At 71.3% G+C, this 21,684-nt stretch carries 24 protein-coding genes; 16 read left to right on the top strand and 8 right to left on the bottom strand.

Annotation, left to right across the window (positions count from 1 at the left end; translation table 11 throughout):
• Positions 1-124 precede the first annotated feature (124 nt).
• Both ABZ406_RS25215 and ABZ406_RS25210 read right to left on the bottom strand, forming a co-directional pair.
• Positions 125-1,027 (bottom strand): phytanoyl-CoA dioxygenase family protein, encoded by a 903-nt coding sequence (locus ABZ406_RS25215; protein ID WP_272613023.1) that lies wholly within the window; start codon positions 1,025-1,027, stop codon positions 125-127.
• A 222-nt stretch (positions 1,028-1,249) separates the two neighbouring features.
• Positions 1,250-2,110, bottom strand: coding sequence for a hypothetical protein (locus tag ABZ406_RS25210; RefSeq protein ID WP_357766272.1), 861 nt, complete (start codon positions 2,108-2,110; stop codon positions 1,250-1,252).
• Between the two features lie 323 nt (positions 2,111-2,433).
• On the opposite strand from ABZ406_RS25210, the gene ABZ406_RS25205 reads away from it, so the two are divergent.
• Entirely contained in the window at positions 2,434-3,198 is a 765-nt protein-coding gene (locus tag ABZ406_RS25205) for an SDR family NAD(P)-dependent oxidoreductase (protein WP_357766269.1), read from the top strand.
• 49 nt (positions 3,199-3,247) lie between these two features.
• Here ABZ406_RS25205 and ABZ406_RS25200 read toward each other — a convergent pair whose 3' ends face one another.
• On the bottom strand, positions 3,248-4,036 hold the full coding sequence (locus tag ABZ406_RS25200; RefSeq protein WP_357766266.1) for an enoyl-CoA hydratase-related protein: 789 nt from the start codon (positions 4,034-4,036) through the stop codon (positions 3,248-3,250).
• 19 nt (positions 4,037-4,055) lie between these two features.
• On the opposite strand from ABZ406_RS25200, the gene hemW reads away from it, so the two are divergent.
• A complete protein-coding gene (gene hemW, locus ABZ406_RS25195; RefSeq protein ID WP_357766264.1) occupies positions 4,056-5,279 on the top strand; it encodes a radical SAM family heme chaperone HemW in 1,224 nt (407 codons plus the stop codon).
• 66 nt (positions 5,280-5,345) lie between these two features.
• Here the strand turns inward: hemW and ABZ406_RS25190 are convergent, their stop codons facing one another.
• A complete protein-coding gene (locus ABZ406_RS25190) occupies positions 5,346-5,972 on the bottom strand; it encodes a DUF4870 domain-containing protein (RefSeq protein WP_357766262.1) in 627 nt (208 codons plus the stop codon).
• 224 nt (positions 5,973-6,196) lie between these two features.
• On the opposite strand from ABZ406_RS25190, the gene hrcA reads away from it, so the two are divergent.
• The 3 genes from hrcA (at position 6,197) to ABZ406_RS25175 (ending at position 9,176) form a co-directional block, all read left to right on the top strand.
• Positions 6,197-7,219 (top strand): heat-inducible transcriptional repressor HrcA, encoded by a 1,023-nt coding sequence (gene hrcA / locus ABZ406_RS25185; protein ID WP_354946410.1) that lies wholly within the window; start codon positions 6,197-6,199, stop codon positions 7,217-7,219.
• A gap of 75 nt (positions 7,220-7,294) precedes the next feature.
• Entirely contained in the window at positions 7,295-8,440 is a 1,146-nt protein-coding gene (gene dnaJ, locus ABZ406_RS25180; protein WP_203124704.1) for a molecular chaperone DnaJ, read from the top strand.
• A 1-nt stretch (position 8,441) separates the two neighbouring features.
• Positions 8,442-9,176, top strand: a complete 735-nt coding sequence (locus ABZ406_RS25175; RefSeq protein WP_357766258.1) for a 16S rRNA (uracil(1498)-N(3))-methyltransferase — start codon at positions 8,442-8,444, stop codon at positions 9,174-9,176.
• 276 nt (positions 9,177-9,452) lie between these two features.
• On the opposite strand, the gene ABZ406_RS25170 is transcribed toward ABZ406_RS25175, so the two are convergent.
• Complete coding sequence (locus ABZ406_RS25170; protein ID WP_357766421.1) at positions 9,453-9,674, bottom strand: hypothetical protein; 222 nt, start codon at positions 9,672-9,674, stop codon at positions 9,453-9,455.
• Between the two features lie 309 nt (positions 9,675-9,983).
• On the opposite strand from ABZ406_RS25170, the gene ABZ406_RS25165 reads away from it, so the two are divergent.
• Together ABZ406_RS25165 and ABZ406_RS25160 are read left to right on the top strand one after the other, a co-directional pair.
• Complete coding sequence (locus tag ABZ406_RS25165; RefSeq protein WP_357766256.1) at positions 9,984-10,730, top strand: DUF5753 domain-containing protein; 747 nt, start codon at positions 9,984-9,986, stop codon at positions 10,728-10,730.
• Entirely contained in the window at positions 10,718-10,912 is a 195-nt protein-coding gene (locus tag ABZ406_RS25160; RefSeq protein ID WP_357766254.1) for a DUF397 domain-containing protein, read from the top strand. Before ABZ406_RS25165 ends, ABZ406_RS25160 begins: the two co-directional genes overlap by 13 nt.
• A gap of 111 nt (positions 10,913-11,023) precedes the next feature.
• Here the strand turns inward: ABZ406_RS25160 and ppk2 are convergent, their stop codons facing one another.
• Positions 11,024-11,935: a polyphosphate kinase 2 gene (gene ppk2 / locus ABZ406_RS25155; RefSeq protein ID WP_357766252.1), complete on the bottom strand. Its 912-nt coding sequence runs from the start codon at positions 11,933-11,935 to the stop codon at positions 11,024-11,026.
• A gap of 168 nt (positions 11,936-12,103) precedes the next feature.
• Between ppk2 and ABZ406_RS25150 the strand changes: the two genes are divergently transcribed.
• Positions 12,104-12,784, top strand: a complete 681-nt coding sequence (locus tag ABZ406_RS25150; protein WP_357766249.1) for a hypothetical protein — start codon at positions 12,104-12,106, stop codon at positions 12,782-12,784.
• Between the two features lie 32 nt (positions 12,785-12,816).
• Here the strand turns inward: ABZ406_RS25150 and ABZ406_RS25145 are convergent, their stop codons facing one another.
• Positions 12,817-13,578, bottom strand: a complete 762-nt coding sequence (locus tag ABZ406_RS25145; protein WP_357766246.1) for an SDR family oxidoreductase — start codon at positions 13,576-13,578, stop codon at positions 12,817-12,819.
• Positions 13,579-13,669: 91 nt separating this feature from the next.
• On the opposite strand from ABZ406_RS25145, the gene ABZ406_RS25140 reads away from it, so the two are divergent.
• The 7 genes from ABZ406_RS25140 (at position 13,670) to era (ending at position 19,780) form a co-directional block, all read left to right on the top strand.
• Positions 13,670-14,029 carry a histidine triad nucleotide-binding protein gene (locus ABZ406_RS25140; RefSeq protein ID WP_124774517.1) on the top strand — a complete coding sequence of 120 codons (360 nt, stop codon included), beginning with the start codon at positions 13,670-13,672 and terminating at the stop codon, positions 14,027-14,029.
• Positions 14,026-15,420, top strand: a complete 1,395-nt coding sequence (locus tag ABZ406_RS25135) for a serine hydrolase domain-containing protein (protein WP_357766243.1) — start codon at positions 14,026-14,028, stop codon at positions 15,418-15,420. Before ABZ406_RS25140 ends, ABZ406_RS25135 begins: the two co-directional genes overlap by 4 nt.
• A gap of 131 nt (positions 15,421-15,551) precedes the next feature.
• Complete coding sequence (locus tag ABZ406_RS25130; protein WP_357766240.1) at positions 15,552-16,610, top strand: PhoH family protein; 1,059 nt, start codon at positions 15,552-15,554, stop codon at positions 16,608-16,610.
• Positions 16,611-16,625: 15 nt separating this feature from the next.
• Positions 16,626-17,099, top strand: a complete 474-nt coding sequence (gene ybeY / locus ABZ406_RS25125; protein ID WP_357766236.1) for an rRNA maturation RNase YbeY — start codon at positions 16,626-16,628, stop codon at positions 17,097-17,099.
• Complete coding sequence (locus ABZ406_RS25120; RefSeq protein ID WP_357766417.1) at positions 17,075-18,499, top strand: hemolysin family protein; 1,425 nt, start codon at positions 17,075-17,077, stop codon at positions 18,497-18,499. Before ybeY ends, ABZ406_RS25120 begins: the two co-directional genes overlap by 25 nt.
• Positions 18,492-18,878: a cytidine deaminase gene (locus tag ABZ406_RS25115; RefSeq protein WP_357766234.1), complete on the top strand. Its 387-nt coding sequence runs from the start codon at positions 18,492-18,494 to the stop codon at positions 18,876-18,878. The genes ABZ406_RS25120 and ABZ406_RS25115 overlap by 8 nt, the downstream gene beginning before the upstream one ends.
• Entirely contained in the window at positions 18,875-19,780 is a 906-nt protein-coding gene (era, locus tag ABZ406_RS25110) for a GTPase Era (RefSeq protein ID WP_357766231.1), read from the top strand. Before ABZ406_RS25115 ends, era begins: the two co-directional genes overlap by 4 nt.
• 126 nt (positions 19,781-19,906) lie before the next feature.
• Here the strand turns inward: era and ABZ406_RS25105 are convergent, their stop codons facing one another.
• Positions 19,907-20,713, bottom strand: coding sequence for a DUF4097 family beta strand repeat-containing protein (locus ABZ406_RS25105; protein ID WP_357766228.1), 807 nt, complete (start codon positions 20,711-20,713; stop codon positions 19,907-19,909).
• A 102-nt stretch (positions 20,714-20,815) separates the two neighbouring features.
• On the opposite strand from ABZ406_RS25105, the gene recO reads away from it, so the two are divergent.
• On the top strand, positions 20,816-21,682 hold the full coding sequence (gene recO, locus ABZ406_RS25100; RefSeq protein ID WP_357766225.1) for a DNA repair protein RecO: 867 nt from the start codon (positions 20,816-20,818) through the stop codon (positions 21,680-21,682).
• The last annotated feature ends 2 nt before the right edge of the window (positions 21,683-21,684 follow it).

Genomic DNA, 21,684 nt, shown 5'->3' with positions numbered 1-21,684 from the left:
CCTCGCTGCCGGCCGACCGCGCTGGTCGACACGTGGAACGGCCGGCCGACTGCCGTGGTCGACACGTGGAACGGCCCCCCGCCAACGCTGGGCGTCGGCGGGGGGCCGTCCTACGAGCGGTGGATCAGCGGAGCCAGGGGATGTTGCGGTCGAGTAGACCGCGCTCCTTGAGCTCCTTGCGCAGTGGGATCTCGTCGTCGACGTACCCGTCCCAGTTGATGCCCCAGTAGTTGGCGGTGTGGGTGCCCTCACCGATCAGCTGGCGCTGCACGGGGGTGCGGTTGCGGTACCACTCGCCGTCCACGTCGGGGTGCAGCTCGTCCAGCGGACGGATCCACCGGTAGGTGTAGCCGACGAAGAGCATCTTGCGGGTGATCGTCGACAGGTTCGTCGACCGGGAGTGCCACTGCCGGCGGTCGAAGATGAAGGCGTCGCCCGGGTTGGCGGTGATCTCGACAGTGCCCTCCGGGTCGGGGTTCTGCACCGTGAGGTCCGCCGGCCGGGGCAGCGAGTTCTTCAGGTGGCTGCCCGGGATGACCTTGGTGGCGCCGCGGCCGGTCTCGGAGAGGTCCGACAGCACGTACGCGACCTTCAGCGAGAACATCGGGCGAGGCAGGTTCGGGTCCATCGTCTCCGGGTCGGAGTTCTGCCGGTACCCGTCCTGGTGCCACCCCCAGTACGGCTTCTCCGGCTCGGCGGCCGGCGGGGTGACGTCCAGGTGGTTGTGGTGGGTGTAGATGTTCCAGCCGGCCAGCCCCCACATGTACGGGAAGGCGATCGGGTGGGTCAGCAGCTCACCGAACAGTTCGTCGCGCTCCAGGAAGCCCAGCAGGTGCAGGGTGCCGTCCTTCTTGGTGGTGCCCTTCGCCTGCTCCTCCGCGTAGACGCGGTCGACAGCCGCCTCCAGCGCCGCCCGGTGGTCCTCCGTCAGGACGTTGCGCAGCAGGAGGAAACCCTGCTCGTGGAACTCCTTGCGGTCAGTGTCGCTGATCGGTTCGTAACCGGTCCGGTCGCCGTAATCGAACACCGCGTCGTACCCCTCCCCATGAGGTGAAAACTTTTCTGGCACAGGCCGCCGATCGTAACGCGGCCGTCCAGGCGTCGGGGAGGGGTGCGGTGCGGGATTTGGCCGCGGTGGGACCCCACGCAGCGAGAGAAACGCACAGAGTGAGATTCGCGTGCTCAATAGTGCAACTCAATGCGTATTGCCCGATTGTGCGGTGACTGCCGGTTAAGAGATCCGGGCCGGTCAGCCCTCGTTGAACACCTCGGCCACCACCTGGCCGGCGGGGTTCTGCTGGCCGTCCACCCGGCCCCACGAGCCGTCGCGGGCGGTCCACTCCAGGTCGCCGAAGCGGACCCGCTTCACCCCGTGGTCCTGGGCGTGCGACACCAGCCAGTGCGCGTACCGCCAGCCGTCCCGTTGGTCGCCCGGAGTCACCGCCAACCCGGTCTGGTCGGTCGGGTCGGTGCCCTTCAACCCCCAGTCCAGCACCAGGTTGCGGGTCAACTGGGCGGCCGCCGCCGCGCCGTGCATCACCGGGGTACGCCCCACCGTGCAGGCGACAGCGCCGCTGGCGTCGCCGAGCAGGGCCCGGCTGAGCACCTCGGAGTCGTCGGCCCACTTCTGGTACGCCTCGGGGAACGCCGAGCGCTGCACCCGCTGGGCGGCGTCGGTGACGCGCATCTTCTCCCAGCCGCGCACCTTCTTGAGGGCGGCGTAGAACCGGTTGGCCGCGTACCGCGGGTCGCGGATCTGCTCCGGGGTGCCCCAGCCCTGGCTCGGTCGCTGCTGGAACAGGCCGACCGAGTCGCGGTCGCCGTCGGCGAGGTTGCGCAGCCCCGACTCCTGGTATGCGGTGGAGAGCGCGACCACGACAGCCCGCTCGGGCATTCCGCGCTTGGCGCCGATCGCCGCGATGGTCGCCGCGTTTGCCATCTGGTCGGCGTCCAGGGCGACCCGCCCGTCGGCCTGCACTGTGCACTTCCGTGCCATCAGCGGCAACGTGAGGTTGTCGCCGACCTGCCGTACGACGAGCCAGATCGCGATCACGGCGACGAGGATGAGCACCACTCCACCCGCCACGGTTGCCCGAGTTCGCACCCACACCCCCAGATCGACAGTCTGACAAGCGTACGTCCCCGCAGGCACCCTCCGGGTCGTCCGAGCGGTTCGGGGCCGGGCCGGCCGACTTCGACCGGTTCGGGATCGGCTGCGTTGCGGCGTACCGGTTGGCGACGTTCCCCCTCTGGTCGCGATCTCACCTGCTGTGTCGTCCCGTCGCCCGACCCGGTGCGGGGCTGTCGCGCGCGTCACCGGGTAGGTGACGACGGGAAGCGATTGACCGGTCACTGGCTTAACCCAGTTGACATATCAATCCGACCTACCGCCGCATAGCCGGACGCGTTGGTCACCGAACAAGGGGGAGTTCCATGGGAACGCTCGATGGCAAGGTCGTGCTGATCACCGGCACCGGCGGTGGTCTCGGCCGCGTCGCCGCGCTGACCTTCGCCCGCGAGGGCGCGAAGGTCGTCGGAGCCGACCTCCAGGTCGCCGGCAACGACGAGACGGTCGACCTCGTCCGCAGCGCCGGCGGTGAGATGACAGGCATCGCACCCGTCGACCTCACCGACCCCGAGCAGGTACGCAAGCTCGTCGACGACGCTGCCGCCGCCTACGGCGGGCTCGATGTGGTCTACAACAACGCCGCCGCGCTCCGCTTCGGCCCGATGCCCGACTTCTCCGTGGAGGACTGGCGCTACACCATTACCGGAGAACTCGACATTCCGTACTTCGTGTCGAAGTTCGCCTGGCCGCACCTCGTGCGGCGCGGTGGCGGTGTGATCATCAGCGCCGCCTCCATGGCCGGGATGATCGGTGGCCACGTCCCGCCGATGGTCGGTCACACCGCAGCGAACGCCGGAATCATCGGCATGACGCGACAGCTCGCCCTCGAAGGCGCACCGCACGGGATCCGCGCGGTGGCGGTCAGCCCCGGGCCCACCCTCACCCCGGCCAGCGAACGCGACCTCGGTGACAACCAGGAGGCGCGGGACGCCATCACGGCCAAGACGCTTCTCAAGCGCTTCGCGCGCCCCGAGGAGGTCGTCGAGCTGGTGGTCTTCCTCGCCTCCGACCGGGCGTCGTACATCACCGGGGCGAACTACCCGGTCGACGGCGGCGCCACCGCCTGGTGACCCGGCCGGACACCGTGGGCGCCGCCGAACGACGGCGGCGCCCACACCGTCAGTCCTCGAGAGCGGGAACCCAGCGCGCCGGTCGACGTTCGCGGAACGCGGTGACCCCCTCACGTCCCTCGTCGGAGAGGAAGTAGCCGGTCGAGACGGCGGAGAGCCGGGCCAGGTCGGCGCGCAACTCGGCGGTGCCCGGTCGGCGCAGCAACTCCTTCGCGCCGGCCAGCGCCCCGGGCGCGCCGCGCACCACCGAGTCGCAGTAGCCCCGGAGCGCGTCGTCCAGCCCGTCCACCGGGACCGAGGCCGTCACCAGGCCGATCTCGGCCGCCCGGCGACCGTCGAAGGTGTCGCCGGTCAGGTACAGCTCGGCGGCGGCGCGGGGGTGCAGCCGGGGCAGCACCGTCGCCGAGATCACCGCCGGGATCACCCCGATGCGTACCTCGGTGAACGCGAACGTCGCCTCGTCGGCGCAGACCGCCAGGTCAGCGGCGGCGATCAGGCCCAGCCCGCCGGCCCGCGCGGGCCCACCGACCCGGGCCAGCACCGGCTTCGGGCACTCCCAGAGCGCCGCGAGCACGTCAGCCAGCATGCCGGCCGGCACCGAACCGCTGGCGTACGCCGCGGCCGTCTCCTTCAGGTCCGCGCCGGAGCAGAAGACCGGGCCGGTGTGGTCGAGCACGATCACCCGGACCGCCTCGTCGGCGACCGCGTCCGCCAACCCGGCCAGCAGCTGGGTCATCAGACCGGTGGAGAGCGCGTTGCGGTTGTGCGGGCTGTCCAGGGTGAGGGTGGTCACCCCACGAGCCGTGGCGACCCGCACGAGGACGTCGGGAGAGGTCATGCCGGGCACACTAGTGGCCATGCCCGGCGTCCTTCCAGATGGTGAGACCGTCCCCGTCGACGGATCGTTGCCCGCCACCGCCACCACGGCGGTCGGCGCGCGCGGCTTCGGCGTGTACGTGCACGTCCCGTTCTGCGCCAGCCGCTGCGGGTACTGCGACTTCAACACCTACACGGCCGCCGAGCTGGGCGGCGGCGCGAGCCGCGAGGGGTACGCCGACACCGTCCTGGCCGAGCTGACGCTCGCCGCCCGGGTGCTCGGCGACAACCCGCCGCCCCGGGTCGACACCGTCTTCGTCGGCGGCGGCACGCCCACCCTGCTCCCCGCCGACGATCTGGCCCGCATCCTCGACGGCATCGACCGCACCTGGGGGCTGGCCGCCGACGCCGAGGTGACCACCGAGGCCAACCCCGAGTCGGTCACCCCGGAATCGTTGACGGCGCTGCGGGCCGCCGGCTACACCCGGATCTCGCTGGGCATGCAGTCCGCCTCCCCGGGGGTGCTGGCGATCCTGGACCGCAACCACAGCGCCGGCCGGGCCACCGCCGCCGCCCTGGAAGCGCGCGACGCCGGGTTCGCGCACGTCAACCTGGACCTGATCTACGGCACCCCGGGGGAGCGGGCCGAGGACTTCGCCGCCTCGCTGGAGCAGGTCGTCGCCGCCGGGGTGGACCATGTCAGCGCGTACGCCCTGATCGTCGAGGACGGCACCCGGCTCGCCGCCCGGATGCGGCGCGGCGAGCTGGCGTACCCCAGTGACGACGTGGCAGCGGACCGCTACCTGGCCGCGGAGGCCGCACTCGACGCGGCCGGGCTCTCCTGGTACGAGGTCTCCAACTGGGCCCGCACCGAGGAGGCCCGCTGCCGGCACAACCTGCTCTACTGGACCGGCGCGGACTGGTGGGGGCTGGGCCCGGGGGCGCACAGCCACGTCGGCGGGGTGCGCTGGTGGAACGTGAAGCACCCCTCGGCGTACGCCAAGCGGTTGGCCGCCGGTGCGTCTCCCGGCCTGGCCCGGGAGGTGCTCACCGTCGACGAGGCGCACATGGAGGACGTGATGCTCCGGTTGCGGCTGGCCAGTGGTCTCCCGCTGTCGGTGCTCGACGCCACCGGCCGGGCCGGCGCCGAGCGAGCGCTTGCCGGCGGCCTGCTGGCCGCCGACGAGTACGCCGGCGGCCGGGCGGTGCTCACACTGCGTGGGCGGCTGCTCGCCGACGCTGTCGTCCGCGACCTGCTGCCCTGAGTGGCCCGCTGCCCCGGGGTCGGGGCGGCGGTGTTCCGGGCCGGCCGGGGGAGCGGCCGGCACGGTTCACTTGATGAAGTTCGCGGTCATCGGGTAGCGGTACGGGGTGCCCTCGTTGGCCTTCATGCCGGCGATGATCCCGAACAGGATCTGGATCACCACGACGGCGATGCTGGGCAGGAAGAGCAGGCACCAGCTCACGAAGAGCAGCACGAACGCGATGATCGACCAGAGAATCTGGAAGTTCAGGGCGGCCAGGGCGTGCGCCCGGACGGTCGGCGACTGCTGACCCCGGGCCAGGTAGGCGATCAGCGGGGCGACGAAGCCCAGCGGGCCGAAGCTGACCAGCGCGCCGAGCGCGCCGCCGAAGTGCGCGACGAGCGCCCAGGTCTTGTCCTCGTTGTTGGCATAGCCACCGCCGGGGCCGCCGTAGGCGCCGCCGGTCGGGTAGCCGCCGGGCGGGGGATAACCCCCGGGCGGGGGGTAGCCGCCTGCCGGAGGGTAGCCACCTGACGGCGGTTGGTCACCGGTGGGCGGCGGATAGCCACCGGGCGGGGGATAGCCGGCCGGGCCGGGAGCCCCGGACAGTGGTGCGGTGGGCGGCTCGGTCGACGGGAACGGGCCCGGCGAGGTGGGCTCCGGCGGGTAGTTGCCGGGGTCGCCCGACCCGGGAGGGCGAGGAGGTTCAGTCATGGATGTCACGGTAGGGGCCGGTGGCAACGCCGCACCAGAGCGACATCGCCGGGTGGTGTGGGCCGATCGGCCCAGCGGGGTGGCGGGGGCCGCACCGACCGGTGGCCGTTGATCATCGCGTCGGCGGGCCTGCCGACGTAGACTGGCACTCGCTACAGTCGAGTGCCAGGACGGCCCGGCCGGCCCCGAGGCCGGCGGCCGACGTGCGACAGGAGGTGCGGAGGATGGGTCTCGACGACCGGAAACTCGCCGTGCTCCGCGCCATCGTCGAGGACTACGTCTCCACCCAGGAGCCGGTCGGCAGCAAGGCTCTCGTCGAGAGGCACCAGCTCGGGGTCTCCCCGGCCACGGTCCGCAACGACATGGCGGTGCTGGAGGAGGAGGGCTACATCCGGCAGCCGCACACGAGTGCCGGCCGGGTGCCCACCGACCGCGGCTACCGCCTCTTCGTCGACAGGTTGTCCCGGGTCAAGCCGCTCAGCCCGGCCGAACGCCGGGCCATCGAGCGTTTCCTGGTCGGCGCCGTCGACCTCGACGACGTGGTGCACCGCACGGTACGACTGCTCGCCCAACTGACCAGGCAGGTCGCCGTCGTGCAGTACCCGAGCCTGGCCCGCTCCTCGGTGCGTCACCTGGAGTTGGTGCCGATCTCCACCACCCGGCTGATGCTCGTCATGATCGCGGACACCGGGCGGGTGGAGCAGCGGCTCGTGGAGCTGCCCGGGCCGGTGCCCGCCGACGACGTCACCGATCTGCGCCGACTGATCAACGAGAAGCTCGCCAACGCCCGGCTGTCCGAGACGCCGCCGCTGGTGCAGGCGCTCGTCGAGGAAGCGCCGACCGGGCTGCGTCCGACGATGACCACCCTCGCCACCGTCCTGCTGGAGACACTCGTCGAGCGGCACGAGGAGCGGATCGCCCTCGCCGGCACCGCGAACCTCACCCGGGGTGGCCTGCTCGACTTCCAGGGGTCCCTGCGGCCGATCCTGGAGGCTCTGGAGGAGGAGGTCGTGCTGCTCAAGCTCATCGGTGAGACCGAGCCGAGCACGACCCGGGTGCTGATCGGCGACGAGAACGAGTTCGACAACCTGCGCGCCGCCTCGGTGGTCAGCACCGGGTACGGCCCGGGCACCACGATCCTGGGCGGCCTGGGGGTGCTGGGGCCCACCCGGATGGACTACCCCGGCAACATCGCCACGGTGCGCGCCGTGGCACGCTACGTGGGCGAGTTGCTGGCCCAGAACTGATTGGTCAGGGCCGATGCGGCCGGCTGCGGCCGCCGACCGGCGCAACGCGAGACGAACATGAGGACACGGAACGCAGTGGCCAGGGACTACTACGGCATTCTCGGTGTGAGCCGGGAAGCCTCCGATGACGAGATCAAGCGCGCCTACCGCAAGCTGGCACGCCAGTTCCACCCGGACGTCAATCCGGACCCGGAGGCTCAGGAGAAGTTCAAGGACATCAACGCCGCGTACGAGGTCCTCTCGGACGATCGGAAGCGGCAGATCGTCGACCTGGGTGGCGACCCGCTCGCCCCGGGCGGGGGCGGTGCCGGCGGCCCTGGTGGCCCCGGAGGCGCCGGCCCGTTCGTCGGTTTCCAGGACATCATGGACGCGTTCTTCGGCGGTGCGGGCGGTGGCGCCCGTGGCCCCCGGCCGCGTACCCGGCCGGGCGCCGACGCGATCCTGCGACTCGAACTCGACCTGCACGAGACGGCGTTCGGCGTCGAGGCCCCGATCACCGTCGACACCGCTGTGCTCTGCACCACCTGCTCCGGCGCCGGCACGGCGGCCGGCACGCACCTGGCGACCTGCGAGGCGTGCGGCGGTCGGGGTGAGGTGCAGTCGGTGCAGCGCACCTTCCTCGGCCAGGTGGTCTCCGCCAGGCCGTGCACCGTGTGCCAGGGCTACGGCACCACCATCCCGCACCCCTGCCCCACCTGCGCCGGCGACGGCCGGGTGCGGACCCGCCGGTCGCTCACCGTCAAGATCCCGGCGGGCGTCGAGGACGGCATGCGGATCCGGCTGGCCCAGCAGGGCGAGGTCGGCCCCGGCGGCGGCACCGCCGGCGACCTCTACGTGGAGATCCACGAGCGCCCGCACGACGTGTACTCCCGCAAGGGCGACGACCTGCACTGCCGGGTCACCGTTCCGATGACCGCGGCGGCGCTGGGCACCCGGCTGACCATCAAGACCCTCGACAGCGAGGAGACGCTCGACGTCAAGGCCGGCACCCAGCCGGCCAGCACGCTGCGGCTGCGCGCGCGGGGCGTGCCGCACCTGCGCGGCACCGGCCGAGGCGACCTCTACGTGCACCTGGACGTGCGCACGCCGACCAAGCTCGACCCGGACCAGGAGAAGATGCTGCGCGACTTCGCCAAGACCCGCGGTGAGGAGGTCGCCGAGTTATCCAAGCAGGGCGGCTTCTTCTCCCGGATGCGCGACGCGTTCAACGGGCACGCCTGAGGTGTCCGCACCGCTGTTCCTGGTGGAGGCACTGCCCACCGGCACCGCCCTGACTCTGGACGGCCCGGAGGGGCACCACGCCGCCACGGTGCAGCGACTGCGCGTCGGCGAGGAACTGCTGCTCGCCGACGGCCGGGGTGGCACGGCCACCGCGGTGGTCACGGCCGTCGGCCGGGGCAGCCTCGAGGTAACCGTCACCTCCCGGGGGTACGCGGACGCGTCGGTGCCCCGTCTGGTGACGGTGCAGGGCATCGCCAAGGGCGACCGGGGCGAACTGGCCGTGCAGGCGATGACCGAGGTCGGGGTGGACGAGATCGTGCCCTGGGCGGCGTCGCGCTCGGTGGTCCAGTGGCGCGGCGACCGGGGCGTACGCGCCCGGGAGAAATGGGTGGCCACCGCCCGGGAGGCGGCGAAGCAGGCCCGCCGGCCGTGGCTGCCGGTGGTGGCCGGTGCGCCGGACGAGTCCACCGCAACGGTGGCCCGCCGGATCGCCGGTGCGGCCGCCGCGTTCGTGCTGCACGAGGAGGCCGGGGACCGGCTCACCACCGCCGAGCTGCCGACCGCCGGTGAGATAGTGCTCGTGGTCGGCCCCGAGGGTGGCATCGCCCCGGCCGAGCTGACCGCCTTCGCCGAGGCCGGCGGGCGACCCGTACGCCTCGGGCCGGCGGTGCTGCGCACCTCCACCGCCGGGGTGGCAGCCCTCAGCGTGCTCGCCACCCGCCTCGGCCGCTGGTGAGCTGACCGCGCGGGCGAGCTTTCGAGAGGGGCTACCGGCGTTCAGCCCAGCCAACGAATCGCGGGGTCAGGTCCGGCAGTCTGGCGTTCGGGTTGAGCTTTGTCAGGTCGGCCGTCGCCTCCTCCTGAATCTTCGCCAAGTGCACCAGCAGGCCCGGCCGATCCTGGCGGAACTCGCCGAGGAGGCGCAGCTTCGCGGCCGAGCAGGGCCATAAGATGCCGCAGTTAGGGCAACGCCACGATGGGCGTAATGGCTTGTGCTCAGGCTTGCCACGCATCAGCCGACCCGCATTGGCTTGCGAGCGACCGGACCGCGGGTGGTCTTCCGGCCGGGTTGGGTCGGCGGGTCCTGCCAGACGAGGCCGGCGGTCATGACGAACAGGGTGCGCCGCGCGACCGCGTCGCCGCGCGCCCCCAACTCGTACGCGTCAATCCACAACCACCCGTCATAGGTGGGCCAGCGCAACGGCCGGATCACGCGGACGACGATCGGGCGCATGAACTGCACACTCGCGGCGCAGGTCAGGCGCAGGACGTCGCCCGTCTTGACCTTCGGCAGGGGCCGCGGGTCGGGCTTCGATTCGGGTGGCTCGTCCGGCAAGGTGCTTCCTCCGATCGTCGCTGTGGAGAGGGCCGCCCCAGTTGGTGCTCGCCCACCAGGGGCGGCCCCGGTACGAACGCGTCCGCCGAGTCTTGAAGTCCCTACCGGCCGCGCCGTCTACAAAGCACCTTGCCCATTGGAGCTGGACGACTACACCACGTAGCTATACGTTCTATAGACGTTGAAGACGTTCGCTAGGAGGTGGGTGTGAACCAGGCGCTACGGGCGGCGTTGGCCGACGCGGGTGAGAGCGTTGAGAGTCTTGCCGAGCAGGTAGGCGTAGACCCGAAGACGGTGGCGCGCTGGGTCAACCCCGGCCGAGTTCCACACCCGCGCCACCGCGCAGCCGCAGCCGCTGCGCTCGGCCGGGAGGTTGAGGACGTTTGGCCGGACGTCTTGAAGCGGCGGGAACCGGCGTGGCTACGCCCGTGGGTGGAGACCGAGCTTCAGGCGTCCGCCCTGCGGTCTTTTCAGGTAGCGGTCATCCCCGGCTTGTTGCAAACTCCGGATTACGCCTCGGCGGTGCTGGCCAGTGGAGTGCTCGACCCGGACGAGGTTGCGGACTACGTCGAGACCCGGCTACGGCGGCAAACGGCGGTGCTCGATCGACGAAAGCCCCCACTCTTCGTTGCGGTGATTGACGAGTTCGCCCTTCGTCGTGGCGACCCCGAGATCATGAATCCGCAGCTAGACCACCTGGTAAGGATGGCTCAGCGGCCGAACGTGCTTCTTCATGTGCTGCCGTTGGACGCGGGCCTCCACGCCGGGCAGGCGGGGCCATTCGTCATCGCCACAACCGAAGACGGCGATGTCGCGTATCTAGACGACCAGGCTGCGGGGCGGCTGACCAACGACACCGCCACCCTTTGGGCCACCTGGGATACGCTGCGCTCAGTGGCTCTCCCACGCCGCCAAACCATCGACTACCTAGAGGCAAGGTCATGGCTGATCTGACCGGCGCCCTGTGGCGCAAGAGCACGCGTAGCAGCTCCAACGGCGGCGACTGCGTTGAGGTTTCCGACAACCTTCCGGGCGTCGTCGCGGTGCGCGACTCGAAGGACCCGTCGGGTCCAGCGCTGACCTTCCCTCCGGCCGCGTGGGTCGCGTTCGTCGGCCAGGTGGCCGAGCGGTCGTAACCGTCGCTTGACGTAGGCCAGGCGGTGCTGCGCACCCCCACCGCCGGGGTGGCAGCCCTCAGCGTGCTCGCCACCCGCCTTGGCCGCTGGTAACAGAGGGCTCGGGCCCGTTCAGGGCCGGGGAAACACCGGCACCACCTCTTCCTCCGGCCCCAGGTCCAGCCCGGCCGGGCCGATGATCTGCGGGTCCGGTGTGCCCACCACCTCAGGGTCCTTGCCGGTGTAGTCGAAGCGGTGCAGCACGTGCCGAATCGCCTCGAGGCGGGCCCGCTTCTTGTCGTTGCTCTTCACCACCGTCCACGGCGCGTCGGCCGTGTCGGTCCAGAAGAACATCGCCTCCTTGGCCTCGGTGTACTCGTCCCAGCGGTCGAGCGAGGCGATGTCCATGGGGGACAGCTTCCACTGCCGGACCGGGTCGACCTGGCGGATCGCGAACCGGGTGCGCTGCTCGTTCTGGGAGACGGAGAACCAGAACTTGACCAACCGGATGCCCGAGCGCACCAGCATCCGTTCCAGCTCCGGGGCCTGCCGCAGGAACTCCAGGTACTCCTTGCGGCTACAGAAGCCCATCACCCGCTCCACGCCGGCCCGGTTGTACCAGGAACGGTCGAACAGCACGATCTCGCCGGCCGCCGGCAGGTGCGCCAGCCACCGCTGGAAGTACCACTGGCCGGCTTCCCGCTCGTCCGGCTTGGCGAGCGCCACCACCGACGCGCCGCGCGGGTTGAGGTGCTCCATGAAGCGTTTGATGGTGCCGCCCTTGCCGGCTGCGTCCCGGCCCTCGAAGATGATCACCAGCCGCTCGCCGGACTCCTTGATCCAGTCCTGGAGTTTCAGCAGCTCGATCTGGAGCAGCCGCTTGTCGCGGTCGTACTCGTCGCGGTCCAACCGCTCGTCGTACGGGTAGTCCTCGCGCCAGGTCTCGACGGGGGTGCCGTCGGGACGGAGCAGGACGGGGTCGTCGTCGTGGCCATCGGCCACCCGGTAGTCGGCGGTCAGGTCCAGCAGCGCGGAGTCGGCCATGTCGGTGGGACTTACCCGCCCGCGAACTGTCAACCACCTCCCCGGTCGAGTGATCTGCGGCTGGTCGCCACGAGGGAACGCCGCGGCCGCGCGAGCGTGGGCGCGAGGGAGCGTCCAATGGCCGACAGTCGATCAGCCTTTGTGGACGGTCGCGCGTACCCTGGCGCGGTGCTCGCTGCCGAGGCTCCGAAGATCACCGACTGGATGCAGGCGTGGGGAAGTGTCATCGGCCTGCTGTTGTCGGGTCTCGCCGCAATGGCTACCTGGCTTCTGTTTCGCCACGAGATCCAGGTGCGGCGAGAGGAACAACGCGACAATGAGGCAGCTCAGGCGCGGCTGATCGTTCCGGTGTTGGGTGACCTGCCGCAGGGCCCTGACGAGGTGCGAAGCTTCACCATCGCCAATTACAGTGGCGTGCCGTTCTACGACCTTCAGGTCATGCTCCTGAGGAATGAGCGGTTGATCGGCAGCTATCCGTCCGCCCTGCACGTCCTGATGGGGGAGGTCGCGGGGAGCTTCTCCTATCTGGAGGTGCCGGGGGTTGACGTCGCACGGAGGGCCAAGACCGGTGATCTGGCGATCGGGATCTATTTCACCGACGCCTCTGGTTTGCGCTGGAGCAAACTCAACCGTGAGCCACCGACACGGGTGCGACGCGATGATCGTTGGGCGGTGATCGAACCCCGCACCATCCGTGACCGGCAACGTGCGGCGGCGAGAGCGAGGCTCGAAAAGGAGATGGAGCTGCGGGCGATGAACTATCGCAGCAGATCAAGGTTCCGTATTGCAGCCACGATCGCCCTGGTTGTCGCTGTGGCGATCTTCGTGGCCTTCCTCATCTACCGGTAGGCACACCTGTTACCCGCTTCGCGGTGTCGACCTCAACTGCGCAGGTAGGAGGCCCCGTTGAGGTCGACGATCGTGCCCGAGGCCCACTCGGCCTGCGGCGAGGCCAGCCAGTGCACGGCGGCGGCGATCTCCTCGGGCCGGCCCACCCGGTCGAACGGGCTCTGCGCCCGGACGGCAGCGCCCTCCGCACCGCGCAGGTACTCGGTGACCATGTCGGTCGCCACGAAGCCCGGGGCGACGGTGGCGACCCCGATGCCGTACGGCGCGAGCGCCACGGCGAGGGACTGGCCCAGCGCGTTCAGCCCCGCCTTGCTGGCGCCGTACGCCGGCTGGTGCGGCTCGCCGCGGAACGCGCCACGGGACGAGACGTTGACGATTCGTCCGCCGCGTTCGCGCATGTACTGGGCGGCGCACCAGATGACGTTGCCGGCACCGGTCAGGTTCGTCTCCAGCACCTGTCGCCAGCGTTGCTGCCACTCCTCGTAAGAGGCGCCGAAGATCGGGTGCGGGTCGTCGCGGTCGCCGTACGTCCCGGCGTTGTTGACGAGCACGTCCAGCCCGCCGAGCAGTTCGGCGGCCCGGTCCACCATGACCCGGACCGCGTCCGGGTCGGTGAGGTCGGCACGGACCACCACGTGCCCGTCGCCGGGCAGCTGCGCGCGTACCCGCTCGGCCGCGTCGGCGGAGTCGCGGTGGTGGATGGCCACCCGGTCGCCGCCGGCCGCGAACGCCTCCGCCACCGCGCGGCCGATCCCGCGCGAGGCCCCGGTCACGAGTACCGCCCGATCCGTCATGCCGGCCATCCTGCCTCAGCCGTGGCTCTCCCCTGCGAACGGGCATGCCAGGCCGGAGCGCCCCCGGCCCGCTTGTCCTTACACTGCCCCGATGGGATCCGACTGCCTGTTCTGCCGCATCGTCGCCGGGGAGATCCCGGCCACAGTGGTCCGGGAGACCGACACCACCCTCGCCTTCCGGGACATCGACCCGAAGGCGCCGGTGCACGTCCTGGTCATTCCGAAAGAGCACTACGCCGACGTCGCCACGCTCGCCCAGGGCGACCCGGCGCTGGCCGCCGACGTGCTGGCGACGTCAGCGGCAGTCGCCGAGGACGAGGGCCTGCTCGGCGACGGTTTCCGGCTCATGTTCAACACCGGCGCGTACGGCGGGCAGGAGGTCTTCCACGTGCACGCGCACCTGCTCGGTGGTGCGCCGCTCGGCCCGATGCTCGCCCGGAACCTGGCGTGAGCGAGCGCGGTCCCGACGGCCGCGCCGTTGAGCACCTGAACCGGTTGGTGCGCCAGGTGCAGGCCGAAGCGCGGGTGCCGGCGGTGTCGGCGGCGCTGCACCGGGTCGACCGCCCGCTCTGGACCTGCACCGTCGGCGGGACCGGCACCGACAGCCCGCTGGTGCCGGGCACCCAGTTCCGGATCGGCTCCGTCACCAAGACGTTCACCGCGGTGCTCGTCCTCCAGTGCCGCGACGACGGGCTGCTGGACCTGGACGATCCGGTGGGCCGGCGCCTGGACCTCCCGGCGCACGGTGAGCTGACCGTACGCCGGCTGCTGTCGCACACCGGTGGCCTGCAACGCGAGCCGTTCGGCGATGTCTGGGACAGCCTGCGCGCGCCGGATGACGACCAACTGGTCGCCGAGCTGGACCGGGCCGAGCGGGTGCTGCCGACCGGCCGGCGGTTCCACTACTCCAACCTGGGCATGGCCGTGCTCGGTCAACTCGTCGCCCGGCTCCGGGGCGGCAGTTGGGCGCGGGCGCTCACCGAGCGGGTCCTGACGCCGCTGGGGCTCACCGACACCACGTGGGCCCCCCGGCCGACGGCCGCCACCGGGTTCCTCGTCGATGCGTACTCCGACGAGGCGCACCCGGAGCCGCCGACCGACTTCGGCGCGGTCGGCCCGGCCGCCCAGCTCTGGAGCACCGCGACCGACATGGCCCGTTGGGCGGCGTTCCTGGCCGACCCGGCGGCGCTGGACCCGGCGGGCGTGGTCCTCGCCCCGGCCACCCTCGACGAGATGCGCTGGCCGTTGACGACCACCGACGAGACGCTCTGGGGCGCGGGCTTCGGGCTCGGGCTGATCCTGATCCCACAGGGGGAGCGGGTGATGCACGTGGGGCACGACGGGGCGATGCCCGGTTTCCTCGCCGGCGTGTACGGCCGCCGCGGTGGCGACGGCACGGCCGGCGCGATGGGCGCCGCAGTGCTCGGCTCGTCCGGTACGGCGGGCGAACTGTTCGATCTGCCGCACCGGCTGCTCGCCACGGCTGTGGAGCACGACCCGGCCGAGATCGAGCCGTGGCGGCCTGGCGCACCCGCGCCGGCGGCCCTGCGAGGTGTGCTCGGGCGCTGGTGGGGCGAGGGCTCCGAGTACGTCTTCTCCTGGCACGACAGCGCCCTGCGGGCGCGCCGGGTCGGTGACCCGGCCGGCCGTCCACCGGCGATCTTCGATCCGCTGCCGGACCGGCCGGACGTGTTCCGGGTGGTCTCCGGTCGGGAGGTGGGTGAGCTGCTGCGGCTGACCCGCGACGAGGCCGGCGCCGTGGTCCGGATGCACTGGGCGACGTACCGGTTCACCCGCCACCAGGAGACCTTCGACAGGTACGACTTCCGGGCCGGAGGTTGATCGCGGCCAGCGGAAATGGGCGCGATGCGGCATGCGTTGAACCGATACGATGGGTGTAACGTCCGCACGCCAGGCCAGCAGGCCGGGCGCCGAGATCGAGAGCAGGTGCGCAGGGCCCTTCGGCCCAACCTATGACCGGCACCCCACCTCCCGGCCCGCCCCGGGTGCAGACCAGGATCACCGTGCCCGACCCGAAGATCATGGTCAATCTGCTCGGCGCAGGCGACGAGATCCTCCGACTCGTCGAACGTTCGGTCAACAGTGACGTGCACGTTCGCGGCAACGAGATCACCATCACCGGTGACCCCGCGGACAACGCCCTCGCTGAGCGGGTCTTCAGCGAACTCCTCGAACTCATCGAGAAAGGCGAGACCCTGACCACTGACGCCGTCCGGCGTACCGTCGGCATGATCGAGCAGGGCAGCGCCGAGCGGCCCGCCGAGGTCCTGACCCTCAACATCCTCTCCCATCGCGGGCGCACCATCCGCCCCAAGACGCTCGGGCAGAAGAAGTACGTCGACGCGATCGACACCCACACCATCGTCTTCGGCATCGGCCCGGCCGGCACCGGAAAGACCTACCTGGCGATGGCGAAGGCCGTCCAGGCGTTGCAGGCCAAACAGGTCAACCGGATCATCCTCACCCGGCCGGCGGTCGAGGCGGGCGAGCGACTGGGCTTCCTGCCCGGCACGCTCAACGAGAAGATCGACCCGTACCTGCGCCCGCTCTACGACGCGCTGCACGAGATGCTCGACCCGGAGACGATCCCGAAGCTGATGGCCCAGGGGACGATCGAGGTCGCCCCACTGGCCTACATGCGGGGCCGTACGCTCTCGGACGCGTTCATCATCCTGGACGAGGCGCAGAACACGACGCCCGAGCAGATGAAGATGTTCCTCACCCGACTCGGCTTCAACTCCAAGATCGTCGTGACCGGTGACATCACCCAGGTGGACCTTCCCGGCGGGACGAGCAGCGGCCTGCGGGTGGTTCGGGAGATCCTGGAAAACGTCGACGACGTGCACTTCTCCCAGCTGTCCAGCTCCGACGTGGTCCGCCACAAGCTGGTCGGGGAGATCGTCGACGCGTACGCCCGCTGGGACGCCGAGCGGGAGAACCAGCAGGCGGCTGGCGTTCACGCCGTGCCTGGGCGACCCGCCCAGGGCGGCAGGGCCGGCCGCCGCCGCTAAAGCAGAGGAAAGCAGTTGTCCATCGAGATCGCCAACGAGTCCGGTGTCGACGTCGACACCGACGCCGTGCTCGCCGTCGCCCGGCACGCTCTCGACGAGATGGGGGTCAACCCCCTCGCCGAGCTGTCCGTGCTGCTTGTCGACATCGGCTACATGACCGAGCTGAACCACCGCTGGATGGGTGGCGACGGCCCGACCGACGTGCTCGCCTTCCCCATGGACGAGGGCAGCGTCGACCACGGCCCCGGTGAGTCCGCTCCGGCCGGCGGGGAGCCCGCCCTGCTCGGCGACATCGTGCTGTGCCCGGAGGTGGCTGCCAAGCAGGCGGCGACCGCCGGCCACGCCCCCGCCGACGAGCTGCACCTGCTCACCGTGCACGGGGTGCTGCACCTGCTCGGCTACGACCACGCCGAGCCCGAGGAGGAGCGGGAGATGTTCGCCCTCCAGGCTCGTCTGCTGGCGAGCTGGCGGTCGACCCGCACCCAGTGATGTCCACTCCTCCGTTACTCGCGGCCGGCGCCACCGCCGGCCTCCCCGACTTCCAGCTGATCGTCTTCGCGGCCGGCCTGGTGGTGTTGGCCGGCCTGATCGCGATGACCGAGGCGGCCCTCGCCGCGGTCTCACCGGCCCGAGCCGCCGAGCTGGCCCGCGACGGCGTGCGCGGCGCCCGTACCCTCCAGGTCGTCGCCGGCGACGTCGTCCGGCACCTCAACCTGCTCCTCCTGTTGCGGCTGCTCGCCGAGCTGACGGCCACCACGCTGGTGGCGCTCGTCGCGGTGGACAGCTTCGGCGCCGGCTGGCGGGCCGCGCTGGTGACCGCCGGAGCGATGACAGTGGTCAGCTTCGTGGTGGTGGGCGTCGCCCCGCGCACCATCGGCCGGCAGCACGCCTACGCCGTGGGCCGTGCGGTGGCGCCGCTGGTCCGTTGGCTGGGGCGGGCGCTCAACCCGCTCGCGTCGTTGCTGATCCTGATCGGCAACGCGGTCACCCCGGGGCGCGGCTTCCGGGAGGGCCCGTTCGCCAGTCAGGTGGAGCTGCGGGAGCTTGTCGACCTGGCCGAGCAGCGCGGCGTGGTCGAGCATGGCGAGCGCCAGATGATCCACTCGGTCTTCGCACTCGGTGACACCATCGCCCGTGAGGTCATGGTGCCCCGCACCGAGATGGTGTGGATCGAAGAGGGCAAGACTCTCGCCCAGGCGCTCGTGCTCTTCCTGCGCTCCGGCTTCTCCCGCATCCCGGTGATCGGCGAGAGCGTCGATGACGTGCTGGGCGTGCTCTACCTCAAGGACCTGATCCGGCGTTCCCGCGGCGGTGACCCGGGAGCCGAGCAGGTGCCGGTGGCCGAGCTGATGCGCCCGGCGACCTTCGTACCGGAGTCCAAGCCGGTCGACGACCTGCTGTCCGAGATGCAGGCAGCCCGCAACCACCTGGTCATCGTCGTCGACGAGTACGGCGGCACCGGCGGTCTGGTCACCATCGAGGACATCCTGGAGGAGATCGTCGGTGAGATCACCGACGAGTACGATGTCGAGCGCCCGCCCGTCGAACGGCTTGCGGACTCCTCGGTGCGGGTGACCGCTCGCCTGCCGGTGGAGAATCTGGGCGAGATGTTCGACACCGACCTGCCCGCCGACGAGGTGGAGACGGTCGGCGGCCTGCTCGCCCAGTCGCTGGGGCGGGTGCCGATCCCGGGTGCCGAGGCGGAGGTCGCCGGCCTCCGACTGGTCGCCGAGGGCACCACCGGCCGGCGCAACCGGATCGACACCGTGCTGGTCAGCCGGGTCGAGCCGGGCCACGAGCAGGGCAGTGCGGGGCGCGGCGACCACGCCGACCCCGGGGACGACACGGACAACAACCGAGACGACGAGAGGCAACCCGCCGATGCCTGACACACCCGCCGCGCCGGCCGCCCGGCCCACCCTGACCGCGTCGGGCGCGCTGAGCGCCGAGGACGGCAAGCTCGTCGTCCTGGCCCGGGGAGCCCGCGCGCGGGTCGGCGCCGTGGAGGGCGCCGCCGTTCGCGACCAGGACGGCCGGACGTACGCGGCGGCAAGTGTCGCGCTGCCGTCGCTGACGCTCACCGCGTTGCAATTGGCTGTCGCCTCGGCCGTGGCGGCCGGGGCCAGCCGGCTGGAGGCGGCGGTGGTGGTGACCGAGGCGTCGACCCTCGACGGTGCCGGGCACGCGGCGGTACGCGACCTCGCGGCGGACGCACCGGTGCACGTGGCCGCTCCGGATGGCACGGTCCTCGGCACGGTGACCGAGTGAGCCCCGTGCAGGATCCGCAGGCGCGACCGTACCGGGCCGGGTTCGGCTGCTTCGTCGGTCGCCCCAACGCCGGCAAGTCGACGCTCACCAACGCCATCATCGGCACCAAGATCGCCATCACGTCCAACAAGCCGCAGACCACCCGGCACGTCATCCGGGCAGTGCTGCACCGTCCGGAGTCGCAGCTGGTCCTCGTCGACACTCCCGGCCTGCACCGCCCCCGTACGCTGCTCGGCGAACGGCTCAACGACCTGGTCCGGTCCACCTGGACCGAGGTCGACGTGATCGGCCTGTGCATCCCGGCCGACGAGCCGGTCGGGCGGGGTGACCGGTTCATCACCGGTGAGCTGGCCGAGTTGAAGGCGACAGTGCTGGCGGTGGTCACCAAGACCGACCTGGTGGACAAGCGTCGCCTGGCGGAGCAGCTGCTGGCGGTCAGCAAGATGGGGGAGTTCGCCGAGATCGTGCCGGTGAGCGCGGTGTCCGGGCACCAGGTGGACACTCTCGTCGACGTGATGACCAAGTACCTGCCGCCGTCGCCGCAGCTCTACCCGGACGACATGCTCACCGACGATCCCGAGCAGGTGATGGTCGCCGAGCTGATCCGGGAGGCTGCCCTGGAGGGGGTCCGCGACGAGCTGCCGCACTCCATCGCCGTGGTGGTGGAGGAGATGATCCCCGAGGGCCAGGTCATGAAGATCTACGCCGACCTGTACGTGGAGCGGCCCAGCCAGAAGGCGATCGTGCTCGGGCACAAGGCGAGTCGGCTCAAGGAGGTCGGCACCAACGCCCGCAAGCAGATCGAGGAGCTGCTCGGCGGCCGGGTCTACCTCGACCTGCACGTGCGGGTAGCGAAGGACTGGCAGCGCGACCCGAGGCAACTGCGCAAGCTGGGCTTCTGACCCACCTCGTCGGCGGCACCCGAGCGGCGGCACGATCGCGCTCGGTCGGGCAGCGGCGGAATCTCCCGTTCGGGGCGCGTGGGCGCTCGGTGCCACCGCGGCGGACTGCGGTGGCACCGAGCGACGTCAGCGCTGGCTGATCGTGACGTCGCCGCTGCCGGCCGAACCATCGAGCACGTCGGTCGCGGCGGGGTCGTGCGTGACGGTGATCCGCGCGTCGCCGGAACCGGTGCTGGAGCGCACCTGGTACCTGCCCGCCGGTACGAGCATCGTGACGTCGCCGCTGGAGGCGTGCGCCCGCGCCGAGGCGGGCTTGTCCAGCTCGACGACGACGTTGCCGGAGCCGGCCTCGGCGTCCGCCGCGCCATCGAGGCGGCGGGCCGTGATGTCCCCTGAACCCGCGCGCAGGCGAATGGCCCCGCTGGCCTCGCTCACCTCGATGTTCCCGGAGCCGGTCTCCACCCCGACCGCACCGGAGGCGCCGGTGATCCGAACATCACCGGAGCCCAGCCGCAGATCAACCGCGCCGACGCGGCTCAGCTCGACGTCGCCGGAGCCGGACTCGCCCTGAAGGGCCACGCCCTCCGGCACGACAACCTCGTACGAGACGCTGCACCGGTCACCACAGTCGGTGTCCAGCACCAACTCGCTGCCCTTGACCTCGTACCGGACCTTCGGCTCGCCGCCCTGGTAGCGCACCACCCGCTTGATCCGTGCCTCGGCGGCCGTGCCGGTGCCGCGGACGATCACATCACCGGCGCCCGGCAACACCCTGATGGTGGTGATCTTCACTGCCTCTGTGTCGTCGTAGTCGAGCCGGCGCATGGCCAGGTTGTCGCACCCGGCGAGCACGATGAGGGTGGTGGCCAGCCCGAGCGCGACGGGAGCGGCGGCGCGTCGACGGCGCGGGGTGGTGGTCAGCTGCAGTGCCATGACCCGCACGCTACGGCCGGGCACGAGCTGACCACATCGGGGTTCATCCGCGCTTGCACCCCGAACCAACCCTGATTTCGCACCCCGAGGGAGAATGGCCCGATGGCCGGGTATCGCCGACAGCTCTACCGCGACGACGCGGTGGTCCTGCGTGTGCAGAAACTCGGCGAGTCCGACCGGATCATCACTCTGCTCACCCGCCGGCACGGCCGGCTGCGCGCGGTGGCTCGGGGGATCCGCCGCACCATGAGCAAGTTCGGCGCCCGGCTGGAGCCGTTCGGCCACGTCGACCTCCAACTCGCCGGTGACCCGAAGGGCAACCACGGCAGCTCTCTGCACACAGTGAGCCAGGTCGAGGGCATCGACCTGTACGGCAAACGGTTCCTGGGCGACTACCCGCGCTACACGGCGGCCAGCGCGATAGCCGAGACCGCCGAGCGGCTGACGCCGGTGGAGCGGGAGCCGTCGCTGCGGCTGTTCCAGCTCACCATCGGCGCGCTGAAGGCGCTGTCCCGGGGCGAACACGCCACCACCCTGGTGCTCGACGCGTACCTGCTGCGTGGAATGTCCCTGGCCGGCTGGGCGCCGGCGCTCGTCGCCTGCGCGGTCTGTGGCACGCCCGGGCGGCACCGGGCGTTCTCCGTGCCGGCCGGCGGCGCGGTCTGCCCGGACTGTCGGCCACCCGGTGCGGCGCACCCCGCGCCGGCCACCATCGACCTGATGTCCGCGCTGACCACCGGCGACTGGGTGATCGCCGACGCCACCGACGCCGCCATCCGTCGGGAGTGCAGTGGGCTGGTCGCAGCTCACCTGCAGTGGCACCTGGAGCGCGCGCTACGCTCGCTGCCGCTGGTCGACCGGGGTTCCTCGGCGGCCGGCACGGCCCCGCCGCCGGAAGGCACCGGGGCCGTGGTGCTTCGGCCACGTGGCGACGTCGAGGCCGGGGCGGACGGCGCGAGCAGGGAGTGACC

The sequence above is a fragment of the Micromonospora sp. NPDC005710 genome, assembly GCF_040630995.1.
Taxonomy (GTDB): domain Bacteria; phylum Actinomycetota; class Actinomycetes; order Mycobacteriales; family Micromonosporaceae; genus Micromonospora.
Note: the sequence above shows the minus strand (reverse complement) of the source record. Positions and strands in the feature narration are given on the sequence as shown.